The organism is Mesorhizobium sp. M0293, from assembly GCF_040321735.1.
Classification (GTDB): Bacteria; Pseudomonadota; Alphaproteobacteria; order Rhizobiales; family Rhizobiaceae; genus Mesorhizobium.
In genome coordinates, this window is record NZ_JAMYSA010000085.1 from 10,526 (window position 1) to 26,478 (window position 15,953).

The 15,953-nt window shown below is 63.1% G+C and carries 18 protein-coding genes; 16 read left to right on the top strand and 2 right to left on the bottom strand.

The genetic code is table 11. The features are described from left to right. Window positions 1-51: 51 nt before the first annotated feature. Both NKJ06_RS25690 and NKJ06_RS25695 read right to left on the bottom strand, forming a co-directional pair. On the bottom strand, window positions 52-882 hold the full coding sequence (locus tag NKJ06_RS25690) for a DUF8605 domain-containing protein (RefSeq protein WP_352811064.1): 831 nt from the start codon (window positions 880-882) through the stop codon (window positions 52-54). Window positions 883-885: 3 nt separating this feature from the next. Further along, window positions 886-1,554, bottom strand: a complete 669-nt coding sequence (locus tag NKJ06_RS25695; RefSeq protein ID WP_352811065.1) for a pyridoxamine 5'-phosphate oxidase family protein — start codon at window positions 1,552-1,554, stop codon at window positions 886-888. A gap of 66 nt (window positions 1,555-1,620) precedes the next feature. Here NKJ06_RS25695 and NKJ06_RS25700 point away from each other — a divergent pair, with 66 nt between their 5' ends. From NKJ06_RS25700 to osmF, 16 genes are all read left to right on the top strand, one after another. After that, window positions 1,621-2,664, top strand: a complete 1,044-nt coding sequence (locus tag NKJ06_RS25700) for an enoyl-CoA hydratase/isomerase family protein (protein WP_352811067.1) — start codon at window positions 1,621-1,623, stop codon at window positions 2,662-2,664. Continuing rightward, window positions 2,661-3,083 carry a DUF6163 family protein gene (locus tag NKJ06_RS25705; RefSeq protein WP_352811068.1) on the top strand — a complete coding sequence of 141 codons (423 nt, stop codon included), beginning with the start codon at window positions 2,661-2,663 and terminating at the stop codon, window positions 3,081-3,083. Before NKJ06_RS25700 ends, NKJ06_RS25705 begins: the two co-directional genes overlap by 4 nt. 238 nt (window positions 3,084-3,321) lie before the next feature. Beyond that, window positions 3,322-3,837 (top strand): transcriptional regulator LdtR, encoded by a 516-nt coding sequence (gene ldtR / locus NKJ06_RS25710; RefSeq protein WP_008875359.1) that lies wholly within the window; start codon window positions 3,322-3,324, stop codon window positions 3,835-3,837. A 352-nt stretch (window positions 3,838-4,189) separates the two neighbouring features. Continuing rightward, entirely contained in the window at window positions 4,190-5,443 is a 1,254-nt protein-coding gene (locus NKJ06_RS25715; RefSeq protein WP_352635846.1) for a L,D-transpeptidase family protein, read from the top strand. A gap of 144 nt (window positions 5,444-5,587) precedes the next feature. Further along, window positions 5,588-7,231, top strand: a complete 1,644-nt coding sequence (locus NKJ06_RS25720) for a Na+/H+ antiporter (RefSeq protein ID WP_352635845.1) — start codon at window positions 5,588-5,590, stop codon at window positions 7,229-7,231. Window positions 7,232-7,357: 126 nt separating this feature from the next. Further along, a complete protein-coding gene (gene glyA, locus NKJ06_RS25725; RefSeq protein WP_352635843.1) occupies window positions 7,358-8,671 on the top strand; it encodes a serine hydroxymethyltransferase in 1,314 nt (437 codons plus the stop codon). Between the two features lie 81 nt (window positions 8,672-8,752). After that, window positions 8,753-9,343: a hypothetical protein gene (locus tag NKJ06_RS25730; protein WP_352635864.1), complete on the top strand. Its 591-nt coding sequence runs from the start codon at window positions 8,753-8,755 to the stop codon at window positions 9,341-9,343. Between the two features lie 47 nt (window positions 9,344-9,390). Continuing rightward, the gene (locus NKJ06_RS25735; RefSeq protein ID WP_352635841.1) at window positions 9,391-9,720 is read left to right on the top strand and encodes a GlpM family protein; all 330 of its coding nucleotides are present in this window, start codon (window positions 9,391-9,393) and stop codon (window positions 9,718-9,720) included. A gap of 96 nt (window positions 9,721-9,816) precedes the next feature. Then, entirely contained in the window at window positions 9,817-10,296 is a 480-nt protein-coding gene (gene nrdR / locus NKJ06_RS25740; RefSeq protein WP_352635839.1) for a transcriptional regulator NrdR, read from the top strand. Window positions 10,297-10,298: 2 nt separating this feature from the next. Further along, window positions 10,299-11,414, top strand: coding sequence for a bifunctional diaminohydroxyphosphoribosylaminopyrimidine deaminase/5-amino-6-(5-phosphoribosylamino)uracil reductase RibD (gene ribD / locus NKJ06_RS25745; RefSeq protein WP_352635837.1), 1,116 nt, complete (start codon window positions 10,299-10,301; stop codon window positions 11,412-11,414). Between the two features lie 11 nt (window positions 11,415-11,425). Then, window positions 11,426-12,043 (top strand): riboflavin synthase, encoded by a 618-nt coding sequence (locus NKJ06_RS25750; RefSeq protein WP_352635835.1) that lies wholly within the window; start codon window positions 11,426-11,428, stop codon window positions 12,041-12,043. After that, a complete protein-coding gene (locus NKJ06_RS25755) occupies window positions 12,043-12,246 on the top strand; it encodes a type II toxin -antitoxin system TacA 1-like antitoxin (protein WP_352635834.1) in 204 nt (67 codons plus the stop codon). The genes NKJ06_RS25750 and NKJ06_RS25755 overlap by 1 nt, the downstream gene beginning before the upstream one ends. A gap of 107 nt (window positions 12,247-12,353) precedes the next feature. Next, window positions 12,354-12,848 carry a 6,7-dimethyl-8-ribityllumazine synthase gene (ribH, locus tag NKJ06_RS25760; RefSeq protein ID WP_352635832.1) on the top strand — a complete coding sequence of 165 codons (495 nt, stop codon included), beginning with the start codon at window positions 12,354-12,356 and terminating at the stop codon, window positions 12,846-12,848. Beyond that, entirely contained in the window at window positions 12,845-13,345 is a 501-nt protein-coding gene (nusB, locus tag NKJ06_RS25765; RefSeq protein ID WP_023798402.1) for a transcription antitermination factor NusB, read from the top strand. Before ribH ends, nusB begins: the two co-directional genes overlap by 4 nt. Continuing rightward, window positions 13,342-14,559, top strand: coding sequence for an MFS transporter (locus NKJ06_RS25770; protein WP_352635829.1), 1,218 nt, complete (start codon window positions 13,342-13,344; stop codon window positions 14,557-14,559). The genes nusB and NKJ06_RS25770 overlap by 4 nt, the downstream gene beginning before the upstream one ends. 180 nt (window positions 14,560-14,739) lie before the next feature. Continuing rightward, a complete protein-coding gene (gene osmF, locus NKJ06_RS25775; protein WP_352635828.1) occupies window positions 14,740-15,651 on the top strand; it encodes a glycine betaine ABC transporter substrate-binding protein OsmF in 912 nt (303 codons plus the stop codon). Window positions 15,652-15,953: the final 302 nt, after the last annotated feature.

Below are 15,953 nucleotides of genomic sequence, written 5' to 3' on the forward strand. Positions count from 1 at the left end.
CCCTTGCCGCTGACCAATGCGACACGTTTGTGCCAGCGATCCGGCCGGGGCCTATTCCGGTTGGCCATTGCCCGACAGGATCTGCGCCGCGCCTTTGATAGCGACGCGAAAAGCCTCGTCGAAGCCGACGCCGCGCACTTCCCACTGATAGGTCTTACCGGCCATCGCCAGCCGCCAGTCGGCGATCCAGCCCAGTTCCTTGTCGCTCCACACGAGGCTGCCGGAAAGCGCCTGGTCGGCGCCGGCCTTTTTCGCGATTGTGTCCAGTTTCGTCACCTCGGCGTTGCGAAGCGCCTGATGGTCCAGCCCGGCCTGCGACAGCAGTGCTGCCGTTGGAAAAGTCACCTGCATGGCCAGTGGCAGGGCGGCATTGCTGAACGATTCGCGCATCAGCACGTCGCGCTCGTCATCGGCATCGAGCGCGAAATGGCTTGTACCGCGCTCGGTCGCCAAAAACACCGCCAGCCGTGGCCGCTCGGTCAGCCACGGCTTGCTGCCGAGCGAAGCCAGCACCGGGTCGATGTCAGCTGGCTTGTACTGGCAATAGAGATTGTGAGGCCGATCATACGTGCCCTGGTCGTCATGGTTGGGAATGCCTTCCATGCGGTCGCGATAGCTGAAGCCGGCGACGAAGCTGCCGGCCTTGTCGCGCAGTGCCGCCATCTCCGGTTTTGCCGGCAGGCGCTGATCGCCGGACACCCGGACCAGAACCGCGTCGAGACAGCGCTTGAAGCCGGACTGGCGGTTTTTCTCGTACTTGCCGTTGACGATGGTCTGGGATTTGTAGAGGTCGTCGACATCGGCCGCCCTGGCCAGACCATTGGCGGTGCAGATGGCCAGCAGGCCACCTAGAACAAGGGCAAGGCGCAAAAACTGCGGCATGGCTCACCGTCCGGTTCGAAATCCGTTATCGACATAAGGCGGCCATGCAAGGTCAGGGCCGGTTCTGAAGAACGACACGTTGTTGGTGAAGATGCTGACCGGGGCAAGCCTGATCATACGCCCATCTGGATGTTCGATCTGGGCCACATTGTCGATGAACCACTCGTTCCAGCTGGCTTCGGGACCGAGATATTTATGGAGGAGCCGTTTGAAGCGGTCTGGCGACATCGCCTCGATGGTGGCGAGGCCGCGCAGCCCAAGGTGCAGCAAGATGCCAGCATTGTTGTCGAAGTGAACAATTTCCACCGCGCAGCGCGGGTCTCTCTCAATATGCTTCACCGCGCTTCCATCCGATGACCCGAGAAGCCAGATCGCGCCGTCTTCCCAGATGAACCATACCGGTGCGTTGCGCGGTGCGCCGTCCGCGCCAATGGTTGCCAGATTTGCCATCAGTGGACGACTTAGGACATCGTCCGGGTCGAACTTTCGCGGCGTCGCCAAATCATATTCTGACGCTCCGGGTGCAGGGGTCATGTATTCGCTCTTGAGGGCTGCATGGATTGTTGGCCGTGCCGTCGGCAGCAAATTTGCACCCATTTGATCCGGACGCAAAGAACCGTCTCTTTCCACTTCCGAAACCCAAACTGATACACGCCCGGCCAGGCTCGCCATTGACGCACCCATGCGCCACGCTTTAGCACTTCAATCCCGGCGGCGCGGGGGAGGGATTCTTTCACGATGGATTTTGGCGGAGGCGACGAGATCCGCTTCGAACATCTGGGCCGGGCCGGCGTCGTCACCTTGACGCGGCCTCAGGCGCTCAATGCCTTGACGCATCGCATGATCAGGGCGCTCGACGCTGCCCTTTCCGCCTGGGAGACCGACCAAGGCGTCGATGTTGTCGTCGTCAAGGCCGAGGGCAGGGCCTTTTCGGCCGGCGGCGACATCCTGCATGTCTATGAAACCGGCCGGGCGGGAAAACCGCCGGTCGAGTTCTTCGCCGACGAATACCGGCTCAACGCCCGCATCAACAGCTCCAGGAAACCCTATGTCGCCCTGATCGACGGCATCGTCATGGGCGGCGGCGTCGGCATTTCCTTCCACGGCTCGCACCGGGTGATGACCGAAAATGCCCAGTTCGCCATGCCGGAGGTCGGCATCGGCTTTTTCCCCGATGTCGGCGCCAGCCACCTGCTGCCCGATCTCGGCGGTTCCTTCGGCATGTATCTGGCGCTGACCGGCAATCGCATCCGCTATGGCGATGCGCTGTGGTCTGGGCTGGCCACCCACACCATCAAGGCCGAGGACCAGGGCGGCTTCCTCGACCGGCTGACGCTGACCGGCGATCCGGAATCGGTGCTGCGTGGCTGCTTCGTTCAGGCAAAGCGAGAGACCGACAGGCAGACGCTGGAGGCGATATCGAGCCATTTTTCGCAACCGTCCCTGAAACGCGTCATCGACAGCCTGGAGCGTGCGGCGGACGCCGACGAGTTCGCCGGAAAGACGCTGGCGACGATCCGGACCCGCTCGCCGACCAGCCTGTGCGTCGCCTGGCGCCAGATCAGCGCCGGGCTGACCCTGTCGATGGAAGCATGCATGAAGATGGAGTTCCGCATCCTCAACCGGATGCTTCTCGGCCATGATTTCTACGAAGGCATCCGCGCCGCCATCATCGACAAGGGCTCGAAGCCGCAATGGCGTCCGGCGAGCCTCGATGCGGTCAGCGAGGCCGATGTCGACGCCTATTTCGCTCCGCTTGGGGAACGGGAGCTCTTGATATGAGCGAGGTGACCTCGAGACGGGTCGTGCTGCAGCCCTCTGGGGTGGAGGTGATCTTCGCCTGGTTCCAGCGCGTCATATCGGGCTACTGCCTGCTGTTCGGCATTCTTTACTGGATCAAGCTCATCGGCTTCTATCCGGGCTCGCTATGGCGTTTCGACCTTATGCCCGTGCACTGGCAGGTGGCGGCGGTGGTGCTGGCCGTGTTCTTTCCTTTTGCCGCCGCCGGCCTGTGGATGCTGGCGTCCTGGGGGCCGGTGATCTGGTTCATTTGCGCGGCCACCGAGACCGTGATGTATGCTGGCTTTCCCGAGCTTTTCGGCCACCGAATGCTCATCGTCATCTCGCATGCGGCGGTGGCGGTGCTCTACATCGTCTTCCGCGTCGTCATCTACCTGCAAAAACGCCCGGTTCGCCACTAAGCCCTTGAGCACATTGGCGACCTGGCAGCTGCCTGAATTCAGCCCCGAAATCGTTGCCGAAATCTTTAGGTTAATTGTCCTTGCTCGGGTGACCGTTCGTTAAGCCTCTTTCGAAACCTGTTACCGGTAAGCTCTTGTTAGCCCTAGCGTTTAAGTCGAATTTTATGAGTATTCGATAGTGTCGCGATCAAGGTGAAAAACAAAAAATGACCAGGGCGACAAACGAGAGGCAAAGACAATGATCAATTCGCGTCCGGCGGCGAAGACCGCCAACGTATCCGACGATCGCCGCGAGGCTATCCGTTCCCTGTACATGGAATCGCTGCAGCTTGTTGAGCGGCTGCACCGCCGCCTGCTTGATGTCATCAAGGACGAGTTCGACCGCAACGGTCGGTCCGACATCAATGCCATCCAGGCGCTGCTGCTGTTCAACATCGGCAATTCCGAGCTGACCGCCGGCGAGCTGCGCTCGCGTGGCTACTATCTCGGCTCAAACGTCTCCTACAATCTGAAGAAGCTGGTCGATCTCGGCTTCATCAACCACCAGCGCTCGCGCATCGACCGCCGTTCGGTCCGCGTTTCGCTGACGCCGAAGGGCAACGAGGTGGCGGAAGTGGTCGCCGGTCTCTACGAGCGCCATGTCGGCTCGATCGAGCAGGTCGGCGGCATCAACACCGACGAGTTCAAGCAGATGAACCGCGCTTTGCAGCGGCTCGACCGCTTCTGGAACGACACCATCGCCTACCGGATGTAAGGCGCCGTATCAGATCCGGCCCGCGCCACAGAAGCGCGGCCGAAATATCGACCTTCAGTCAGGGCCGGTGCCGAAAAGCATCGGTCCGTTTCTTTTCGGAATGCCGGCCGGTCGGATTTGAGAGCAAGGCCACGTTGCCGCCATATTCCAATGGAACCGAGAGTGGCAGTGATGCTGTGGTGAAGACCCTGCGTTCACCGGCAACCCGTATCGCGCCTCGTGCGTCGTCACACCAAGATGATACGGACCATGGTTGGCTAATTGTTAAGATTGCCAATTTTAGAGTGCGGGCGAGATCGCCCGGTGATCAACGCAGCAAGTGATCGAACTGCTACAAATGTCTGGAACGTCCATGAAAACCAGCCGCCGCTTTTTCCTTTCCGGTGCCTCCGCGCTTGCAGCCGCTGTTGTCGCCGGCGGCGCCAATGCGCAGGATGTGATCGGTGATATCCTGAAATCGTCGGCGCGCGGCAATTGGGATGACCAGTTCGACGCCCGCGCCAGCGAAGGCGGCAAGGTGGCATCGACGCTGCCGATCTTCAGTCCGCAGACCGTCGCCTTCACGGAACAGGCGGTGTCGCAATATCAGAACATCGCCGGGCAGGGCGGCTGGGTAGAGGTTCCCGCGACCAAGAAACTGCAGCTCGGCGTCGATGATCCCGATGTCGTGCCGTTGCGCAAGCGGTTGATGGTCTCCGGCGACCTGTCACAGAGCGCCGGCGTTTCGACGGCTTTCGATTCCTATGTTGACTCGGCGGTCAAGCGCTTCCAGTTGCGTCACGGCCTGCCGGCTGACGGCGCGATGGGCAAATACACCTACGCGGCGATGAATATCTCGGCGCAGATCCGGCTTGGCCAGTTGCAGACCAATCTGCAGAGGCTGCGCGAGAAGGCCGGCACGCTGGGCAGCCGCTACGTGCTCGTCGACATTCCGGCGGCGCAGATCGAAGCGGTCGAAAACGACCGCGTCGTGCTTCGCCATACCGCCATCGTCGGCAAGATCGATCGCCAGACGCCGATCGTTAATTCCAAGATCAACGAGATCATCGTCAATCCGTACTGGAACGCGCCGGTCTCGATCGTACGCAAGGACATCATTCCGCTGATGCGGAAGAATCCCGATTATCTGAAGGACAGCCATATCCGCCTGTTCGCGCCGGATGGCAGCGAAGTGGATCCGCTCAATGTCGACTGGTCGACCGACGACGCCGCCAAGTATCGCTTCCGCCAGGATCCGGGCGCGGGCAATGCGATGGCGTCGGTCAAGATCAATTTCCCGAGCCCCGACGGGGTCTACATGCATGACACCCCGCAGCAGAGCCTGTTCGGCAAGATGATGCGCTTTGATTCCTCGGGCTGCGTGCGCGTGCAGAATGTGCGCGACCTCGTCACCTGGATCCTGCGCGACACACCGGGCTGGGACCGTCAGCATTTCGAGGCGGCGATCAAGACCGGCGAAAACACGCCGATCCAGATTACCAACCCGGTGCCGGTCCACTTCCTCTATCTCTCGGCCTGGTCGACGGCCCCAGGCGTCGTACAGTTCCGCGACGACGTCTACGCGCTCGACGGTGCCAATGAGCTTCAGATCACGTCATCGCTTTAAGCAACTGATCTTTTTATAGAAAAGGCCGCCGTTCAGGGCGGCCTTTTTCGTTGCTCGGGTGCGGCTGCGTTTTTCGCGGGGAGGCGCGGCTGGACGGATCGGCCGGCTTTGCGCATGGTCGGCGGGAAAGTCTGGAACCGGACCATGGAAGTTGCCGTCTTCATTCTGGTTGCGCTCGCCTTCGTCGCGCTTTCCGGCGCGTTGGTGCGCCTGGTTCGGGTGCCGTTGCCGGTGCTGCAGATTGCGATCGGTGCCGCACTCGCCTGGCCGGTGCGCGGCATCCATGTCGAGATCGATCCGGAACTGTTCCTGCTGGTGTTCATTCCGCCGCTGCTGTTCGGCGATGCCTATGGCGCGCCGAAGCGTGAATTGATGGCGCTGCGCGGACCTATCCTGGATCTTGCCATCGGGCTGGTGTTCTTCACCATCGTCGGCTTCGGCTACGCCTTGCACTGGCTGGTGCCGAGCATCCCGCGGGTCGTTGCTTTCGCGCTCGCCGCGGTGCTGTCGCCGACCGATGCGGTGGCCGTGTCTTCGATCGTCGACAAGAATGTCGTTCCGGCGCGGCTTATGCACATTCTGGAAGGCGAGTCGCTGCTCAATGATGCGTCGGGCCTCGTCATGTTCCGCTTTGCCGTGGCAGCAGTGCTAACCGGCAGCTTTTCCTTTGCCGCGGCATCACTGAGTTTCCTCTATGCCGTGGCTGTCGGCATCCTGATCGGCGTGGCGGCGTTGTTCGTCGCCGCCAAGCTGCTGCAATTGCTCAACCGCATCGGCGGCGTGCCGGCCGAGGCGCAGGTGCTGGTGATGATCCTGCTGCCCTTCATCGCTTATCTCGGCGCCGAGCACGTCGGAGCGTCCGGCATCCTGGCGGCAGTCACGGCCGGCCTGCTCACCGGTGGCTCTGGCGTGTTCCGCTTCCTTGGCGTCTCGGCGCGCATGCAGACGATGTCGCTGTGGACGACGCTTTCCTTCGTTTTCAACGGCGCTCTCTTCATCGTGCTCGGGCTGCAGCTTCCCGACATCATCCGCCACGTGCCGCCGGAACTCATGAGCCTGCATCCGATCATCCAGCCGATCGCGACAGTCATCGCGCTGACGCTGTGCCTGATCGTCTTGCGCTTCCTGTGGATCTGGGTCGGCGACATCGCGGCCGGCATCGCGGCGCGCCTGGGCAAGCGCAAGGTGGAGCCGTTCGGGATGCGCGTGCGGCTCGCCGGTTCGGTGGCCGGCGTGCGCGGCGCGATCACGCTGGCCGGCATCCTGTCACTGCCGCTCGCCCTGCCGGACGGCTCGCCGTTTCCGGCGCGCGATCTGGTCATCTTCCTCGCCGCCGGCGTCATCATCTGCTCGCTGGTCTTCGCCAGTCTCGCTCTGCCGACGATCGCCAGGGGGCTGGTCGAACCGGGCGAGGATGCCGGTGCCGCCGAGGAACGCCTGGCGCGTGTCGGCGCCGCCAAGGCGGCAATCGCGCGCATCGAGAGCATTGCGGCGGCGGAGGATGAGGGCGGCGAGGTGCCTGGTGCCAGGCTTGCCGCCGCCGAGAACATCGTCGCAGGGTACCGGCGGCGCATCGCCGCCTCCGATGAAGCCGATGAGGCCCGCGCCGAGGCTCGCGAATCCGGAAGGCTGGAGCTGGAACTGCGGCTCGCCGGCATCGAGGCCGAGCGCGCAGCCGTGCGCGACATGTTTCGCAGCGGCGAGATCAACGACCATACGTCGCAAGCGTTGTTTACCGAGATCACGCTCACCGAGGCCTTGCTGAAAGGCCGCAAGGCGCGGAAATAGCCTCCTGTTGCCTCGCTGGCGCAAACCGGCCAGCAAATTTCGCGCCGCAAACATGGCGGGGCGAAAACAACTGTGTTAATGGCCCGGCGAACCTTCGCAGCCCCCGAACCCCGAGGATTTCAGGCCATGGCAACAGCAGCGGCAGTGTCGAACAAATTCGAATCTTTCTTCGAAACCACGCTGGCCGATGCCGATCCGGAGATTTTCGGCGCCATCCGCAACGAACTCGGTCGCCAGCGCCACGAGATCGAGCTGATCGCCTCGGAAAACATTGTTTCCCGAGCGGTGCTTGAGGCGCAGGGCTCGATCATGACCAACAAATATGCCGAGGGCTATCCGGGCAAGCGCTATTATGGTGGCTGCCAGTTCGTCGACGTGGCCGAGGAACTGGCGATCGAGCGGGCCAAGAAGCTGTTCGGCTGCAACTTCGCCAACGTCCAGCCGAATTCCGGCAGTCAGATGAACCAGGCCGTCTTCCTGGCGCTCTTGCAGCCCGGTGACACTTTCATGGGCCTCGACCTCAATTCGGGCGGCCATCTGACCCACGGTTCGCCCGTCAACATGAGCGGCAAATGGTTCAAGGTCGTGTCCTATGGCGTGCGCAAGGACGACCATCTGCTCGACATGGACGCCATCGAGAAGACTGCCCACGAGACCAAGCCGAAGCTGATCCTGGCTGGCGGCACTGCCTATTCGCGCGTCTGGGACTGGAAGCGTTTTCGCGAGATCGCCGATGCGGTCGGCGCCTATCTGATGGTCGACATGGCGCACATCGCAGGCCTGGTCGCCGGCGGCGTGCATCCGTCGCCGCTGCCGCACGCCCATGTCGTGACGACCACGACGCACAAGTCGCTGCGCGGCCCGCGCGGCGGCATGATCCTGTGCAATGACGAGGACATCGCCAAGAAGATGAACTCGGCGGTGTTCCCCGGCCTGCAGGGCGGCCCGCTGATGCATGTCATCGCCGCCAAGGCGGTCGCCTTCGGCGAAGCGCTCAAGCCGAGCTTCAAGGTCTATGCCGAGAGCGTCGCCGCCAACGCCAAGGCGCTCGCCTCCAGTCTCAAGGAGACCGGTCTCGATATCGTCTCCGGCGGCACCGACAACCATCTGATGCTGGTCGACCTCCGGCCCAAGAATGCCACCGGCAAGCGCGCCGAGGCGGCACTCGGCCGTGCCAACATCACCTGCAACAAGAACGGCATTCCGTTCGACCCGGAAAAGCCTTTCGTCACCTCGGGCGTGCGTCTCGGCACCCCGGCCGGCACCACGCGCGGCTTCGGCCAGGCTGAGTTCCGCGAGATCGGCAAGCTGATTGCCGAAGTGCTGGATGGTCTCAAGGTCGCCAATTCCGACGAGGGCAATGCGGCTGTCGAGGCGGCGGTCAAGGCCAAGGTCGTGGCGCTGACCGATCGTTTCCCGCTCTATCCCTATCTCGGTTGACCTGACGCGAGGCGTCATCTCTTATCGGCCAGCGGCGCGCCCGCCCATGGTTGGGTGGCGCGCCGAACAGGAGATCTGATGATGTGCAATTTCCGCCTCGCCACCCTTGGGGTCCATGGTTGGCTGGTCGCTTTCCTGACAATGCCCGGCAGTGCCTTCGCGCAGACCCAGCCCGCTCCAAACATACCTGCTACCGGCACCTTCGGCAGATGGGCCACCATCGTCGACGTCCTGGACACGGGCCAGGATGCGCGCAAGACCTGCGTCGCCTCGACCGCTTTCGTCGACAGCGGCGGCTATCCGGGTACGTTGACGCTTTCGATCTCGAATGGCGATGCTTTGCCGCCGGATGCTTACCCGGCGGTGACGATCGCCATCGGCAACAAGGATCTTCCGACCGGCAAGAAGATCGCGGCAAAATTCGGCGACGCCGCCGGTCAGGTTGCCGCAACCGTCTATTCCGACGATTCCGTCGCCGGCCGTCTCGCCTGGATGGTCGAGAACAAGCCCAAGACCAGCCTGGCGTTACTGCGCACAATGCGCCGTGCGACCACACTCGACGTGGTCTTCGGCAAACAGCCGGTCGCGACCATCTCGATGGACGGTTTCTCCAAGGCCTACCGCAGCCTTGGCGTCTCCTGCGGCTTCGCGACAGCCGACGTCGCACCTTGAAGCTGCTGTCTGGCAGGCATTGCGCAGGCATCAGAGGGAAGCATCGAATGGATATCGTCTGGAAAGGCGTGGTCGGCGGATTGATGACGGCGCTGATCGTCTGGGCGTCCAAGCGTGGAAACGTCTTGCCGGGGATCCTGCCGCTGGCGCCGACCTTTGCCGTCATCGCGTTGCTCGCCGTAGGCGCCAGGGGCGAACCGGGCGGCTTTCGCGATGCCTGCCTCGCCGGCGTCAAGACCATTCCTGCCTATCTCGCTTTCCTTGGCGCCTGCTGGCTGTTCATCGATCGTGTCGACTACCGGCTGGCTGTCGCCGGCGGCATCGCCATCTGGCTGGTTGCTGCGCTGGCAATCTTCCTCGCGCCTCGCTATCTCTGATGCGGCAGGCCGTCGAAGAGACGGAACTGCTTCAATCCGGACCGGAAAGGCTCTAAGCCTTTCGCTTCACCAGATTCGCCAACCAAAGGCTTCTCCATGCGCTGTCCCTATTGCCAGTCAGAAGATACGCAGGTGAAGGATTCTCGCCCCGCCGAGGATGGCGCGGCGATCCGCCGACGGCGCGTCTGCCCCGATTGCGGCGGCCGCTTCACCACCTTCGAGCGCGTGCAGTTGCGCGACTTGGTGGTGGTCAAGAAATCGGGCCGCAAAGTGCCGTTCGACCGCGACAAGCTGCTGCGCTCGGTGGAGATCGCCGTGCGCAAGCGCAATGTCGATCCCGAGCGCATCGACCGCGCGGTGACCGGCATCGTGCGCCAGCTCGAAAGCTCCGGCGAGACGGAAGTTGCTTCGGGGGAAGTCGGCCGGCTGGTCATGGAAGCGCTGAAGTCGCTCGACGATGTCGCCTACGTCCGCTTCGCCTCGGTCTATCGCAATTTTCGCGAGGCCAAGGATTTCCACGAATTGCTGGGCGAACTCAAGGGAGACGAAGTCAAGGGCGAAGAGGACGTCAGCTGAGCATGACTGCAAGCGAACAGGCCGCCCTTGATCGCCGCTTCATGGCGGCGGCACTCAGACTGTCGCGAAAAAATGCCGGGCGCACCGCGACCAACCCGTCTGTCGGCACGCTGATCGTACGCGATGACGGCAATGGCCCGATGATCGTCGGCACCGGCGTCACCGCTGTCGGCGGCCGCCCGCATGCCGAGACCGAGGCCCTGGCCGAGGCCGGCGAGCTCGCGCGCGGTGCTACCGCTTACGTCACCCTCGAGCCCTGCGCCCACCATGGCCGCACGCCGCCTTGCGCCAATGCGCTGGTCAATGCCGGTGTCGCGCGCGTCGTCGGCGCCGCCAGCGATCCTGATCCGCGGGTGTCCGGCAAGGGCTACGCAATCCTGCGTGCCGCCGGTGTCGAGGTGGTCGAGAAGGTATTGGCGGCGGAAGCCGCCGAGCAGATGGCCGGTTATCTGATTCGATCGTTGAGAAAACGCCCCGAAGTGATTCTCAAGCTTGCGCTTTCCAGCGACGGCAAGATCGGCAGGGAAGGCGAGGGGCAGGTGTCGATCACCGGCGATATCGCGCGTCGCGAAGTCTATCTGATGCGGGCCGAGGCGGACGGCATACTGGTCGGTATCGGTACAGCCCTTGAGGATGATCCGGCCCTGACGGTGCGCTTGCCGGGGCTGGAGAACCGCTCGCCGGTGCGCATCGTGCTCGACCGCCAGATCAGGTTGCCGGAGGCCTCGAAACTGGTGTCGGGCGTGGACCGGGTACCGCTCTATGTCGCCGCTTGCCTGGAGGCCGATCCGCTGCGGCGGGCAGCACTCGAACGCGCAGGCGTGCGCTTCATCGGCACTGAAACACATGAGGGCGGCATCGCTCTGCCGGAACTGCTCGAGGATCTGGCCGCGCTCGGCATGGCAAGCGTGCTGGTCGAGGGCGGCGCCAAGGTGGCGAGCGCGTTCCTCGCCGATGGGCTGGTCGACCGCATCGTCTTGTTCCAGGGGCCGGAAGCGATCGGCGATGACGGCATTGCATCGCCGATCGACGCTGACCATATCCCGGCAGGTTTTCGCAAGTTGCGTGAGATGCGTTTCGGCGAGGACAGCTACGCCGAGTGGATAAGAGACCTTTAGGATCAACACCGATGTTTACCGGAATTGTCACCGATGTCGGCACTGTCGCTTCCGTCAAGCCGCTGAGGGAAGGGGTGGGGTTGCGTATAGACACCGCCTATGACCCTGAGACTATCGCCATCGGCGCCTCGATCTCCTGCGGCGGCGTCTGCCTGACGGTCACAGGCTTGCCCGACAGCGGCTCGAACGCGCGCTGGTTCGAGGTCGAGGCCTGGGAAGAGGCGCTCAGGCTGACGACGGCGATGGGTTGGAAATCGGGTACGCGGATCAATCTGGAACGGGCGCTGAAGATCGGCGACGAACTCGGTGGCCACATCGTTTCGGGCCATGTCGACGGTATGGCCGAGATCATCGAGCGCAAGGATGAGGGCGACGCTGTGCGCTTCACGCTGGAGGCGCCTCGCGACCTGGCGAAGTTCATTGCGCCCAAGGGCTCGGTCGCGCTCGACGGCACCTCGCTCACCGTCAACAAGGTGGAAGGCACGCGCTTCGACGTGCTTTTGATCCACCATTCGCTGACCGTGACCACCTGGGGCGAGCGCAAGGTCGGTGACCGGGTAAACCTCGAGATCGACACCATGGCACGCTACGCGGCGCGGCTGGTGGAAGCAGCGAAAGAGGGGCTTTGATGACTAAGGACAGAGTGAATTCCCCGCCGGACGAAAAGCTGATGCGTGAGGCGCAGGCCGACATGAACGCCGAGGAGCACGAGTGGCTCGATCTGTCTCCCAACGACAGCAGATTCTTCATTGAGGCCTTGATCAATCCGCGATCGGCGAACGATCGACTGCGCGATACGGTGCGTCGCTACCGTGAGCCTACAGGCGTCTGAGCACTGGAAACCCGATAGGTTCTGCGGACCTTCGGCGTCGCGGGCAATCTTCTGCTTGCGATCAATCCGGCTTCGGCCTAAGTCACCGGCGATCCCCGGAGACTTTTATGGCTGGCACATCCCAACACGGCAAAGCGTTTATCCGTCCGAAGAAGAAGGCACGCGTTCTGATCATCGAGGCGCGCTTCCACGACGGCCTTGCCGACGCGCTGCTCGATGGCGCGACGAGCGCGCTCGATGAAGCGGGCGCGACTTACGACGTCGTCACCGTTCCAGGTTCGCTCGAGATTCCCGCGGTGATTACCTTCGCGCTGGACGGCGCGACGGAAGGCGGCACGAATTATGACGGCTTTGTTGCGCTCGGCTCCATCATTCGCGGCGACACCTATCATTTCGACATTGTCGCCAATGAATCCAGCCGCGCGCTCATGGACCTGAGCGTGCAGGACTCGGTCTGCATCGGCAACGGCATCCTCACCACCGAGAACGACGCACAGGCGTGGACGCGGGCCAAGCGCTCGGAGGGCGACAAGGGTGGTTTCGCGGCGCGTGCGGCGCTGACCATGATCGCCCTCAAAGAACAATTGGGAGCGCGATCGTGAGCGAACCCGCTTCGCCCGGCCAGCCCGCAGTGCGCCACGCCAACAAGCGCGGTGCTGCCCGGCTGGCCGCCGTACAGGCGCTCTACCAGATGGATGTGGCCGGTAGCGGCGTCTTCGAGATCACCGCCGAATACGAGGCGTTTCGCCTTGGCAAGGAAGTCGACGGTGCGCTCTACCGCGAGGCCGATGCGCAATGGTTTCGCGCCATCCTGGCGGGTGTCGTCGAGAACCAGAAGACCATCGATCCCATCATCCGCCAGGCGCTGACCGAGGACTGGCCGCTGTCACGGCTCGATTCGACGCTGCGCGCCATCCTGCGCGCCGGCGTCTACGAGCTGATGAAGCGCGAGGATGTTCCCGTCGCCGTCATCGTCTCCGAATATGTCGACATCGCCAAGGCCTTCTACGAGGAAGACGAGCCGAAGCTGGTCAATGCCGTGCTCGACCGTGTGTCACGCCGGGTGCGTGGCGAGGGGCGCGGCAAGGACGCATCATGACGGCAATTGCCGTTGAGGCAGGCAATGAGGCGCGTCGCACCGCTTTGATCCTCGCCGCCTCGCAGGCGATCATCGGCTCGGCGGCCCCCATCGCCATCTCCATGGGGGCGCTGGCCGGGCAATATCTGCTTGGCCCCGACAAATCATTGGCGACGGCGCCGATCACCGGCTTCAACATTGGCGTGGCACTCGGCGCGCTGCCCGCAGCGGCCATCGTCCGCGGCATGGGCCAGCGCGGCGGCTTCATGACCGGCACGATCGTCACGGCGCTTGGCGGCCTCGTCGCCACGCTTGCGCTTTATCGGGGCAGCTTCTGGCTGTTTGCTTTTGGCTTGCTCACGATCGGTGTCGGTGGTGCCTTCGTCCAGCAGTTCCGCTTCGCCGCCGCCGACAATGCGCCGCCGGAATTCAAGGCGCGCGCCATCTCCTTCGTGCTGGCCGGCGGCATCGTCACCGCCATTCTCGGACCGCAAATCGTCATCTTCACCCGCGAATTGTTGGCGCCTGTAATGTTTGCCGGTTCGTTCATCTCCATCCTGCCGCTGGCCGCGGTCGGCGCCATCATCCTGTCGTTCCTGCGGCTGCCGGCGAAAGCATCCGGCAAGGTGGAGATCACCGACAGCGACGCCAGGCCATTGGCCGAAATCGTCACGCAGCCGCGTTTCGTCGCCGCGCTTTTCTGCGCGGTCGGCAGCTACGCGCTGATGAGCTTCGTCATGACCGGCGCACCGCTGGCCATGGTCGGCTGCGGACTGTCGGAGACCGATGCGACGCTCGGCATCTCCTGGCACGTCATGGCGATGTTCGCGCCGAGTTTCTTCACCGGCTCGCTAATCCATCGCTTCGGTGCCGAGCGCATCGTGGCGACCGGCCTGATCCTGCTCATCGGCTGCGCCATTGTCGCTCTGTCGGGCCTGGCGCTGTGGCAGTTCTGGACGTCGCTGATCCTGCTCGGCCTTGGCTGGAATTTCGGCTTCATCGGCGCCACGGCGATGGTGGCCGCAACCTACCGGTCGTCGGAAAAGGGCAAGGTGCAAGGCTTCCACGACTTCGTCCTGTTCGGCTCCGTCGCCTGCGCCTCGCTGATGTCGGGCATGGTCTACAACGCCTGGGGCTGGGAGATGCTGAACTGGATGATCTTTCCGGTCACCGTTCTGTGCTTCGTGGCACTCGGCACGCTCAAGCTGACAGGCTTGCGCAGAGCCAGCGCTTGACCGCAAATTGCCGAGCGACCTGACACGATGCTGTCAGGATGACTTCGGTCTAAGGCCCGGCTTCCGAACAAAATTATTGCGCTGATCTCCATTCTTATGAAACCGTATGCCCCGACGAAGCGTTTGAGCCATGCTCATATGCGGCCACCGCATTTCGGTTCATAGCAAGGGGTTTTCACGATGTTTTCAGTCAAGGTTCTGGCCGGCGCGGCGTTGGCGCTCGGCGTAACAGTGGCTTCCGCCAGTGCCCAGGTGGTTGTCTCTTCGAAGATCGACACCGAGGGCGGCGTGCTGGGCAACATCATCCAGCTGGTTCTCAACGCCAATAACATCAAGACCACGGATCGCATCCAACTCGGCGGCACGCCTGTAGTGCGCAAGGCGATCACCGCCGGTGAGATCGATATCTATCCCGAATACACCGGCAACGCCGCCTTCTTCTTCGAGAAGGCCGACGACCCAGTCTGGAAAGATGCCGCCAAAGCTTATGAGACGGCCAAGAAGCTCGACTACGACGCCAACAAGATCGTCTGGCTGTCGCCGTCGCCCGCCAACAACACCTGGGCGATCGCGTTGCGCAAGGAGGTTGCCGAGACCAACAAGCTCGCCACGCTTTCCGACTTCGGCAAATATGTCGCGGGTGGCGGCCAGGTGGTGCTGGCGGCGTCCGCCGAGTTCGTCAATTCGGCGGCAGCACTTCCGGCGTTCCAGACCACCTATGGCTTCACATTGAAGCCGGACCAGTTGATCACCCTCTCGGGCGGCGACACCGCAGCGACCATCGCCGCCGCCGCCAACCAGACCAATGGCGCCAACGCGGCCATGGTGTACGGCACCGATGGCGGCATCGCGCCGTCCGGGCTTGTCGTGCTCGACGATGACAAGGGCGTACAGCCGGTCTACCAGCCGGCGCCGATCATCCGAGAAGCGGTGTTGAAGGAACATCCCGAGATCGAGACGCTGCTGAAGCCTGTCTTCGCCAAGCTCGACCTCGTCAAGTTGCAGGAGCTGAACGGCCGCGTGCAGGTCGGCGGCGAGCCGGTCAAGGGCGTCGCCGAGGACTTCCTGAAGAAGAACGGGTTTTTGAAGTAGTCCAGCGCCTAGCTCATAGTGACACCGGTGCAAGGCACCTCCCTCTGGAAGCTGCTGATCTCCCCCCTTGCGGGGGAGATGGCCGGCAGGACAGAGGGGGGTGCTGTCCCGCCGACCTCTCGACCCGTCAAAGGTGAGTGCCTCGACAGGGTTGCTTCTGAACAGGCCGACACTCGAAAGTTGGCGATCCTTCACACCCCCCTCTGGCCTGCCGGCCATCTCCCCCGCCAGGGGGGAGATCGGATGTCGCGTCGGTTTTCGCCAATCGCTCTTCAAGAGGGGCAGTCATGAACCCGCGCTTC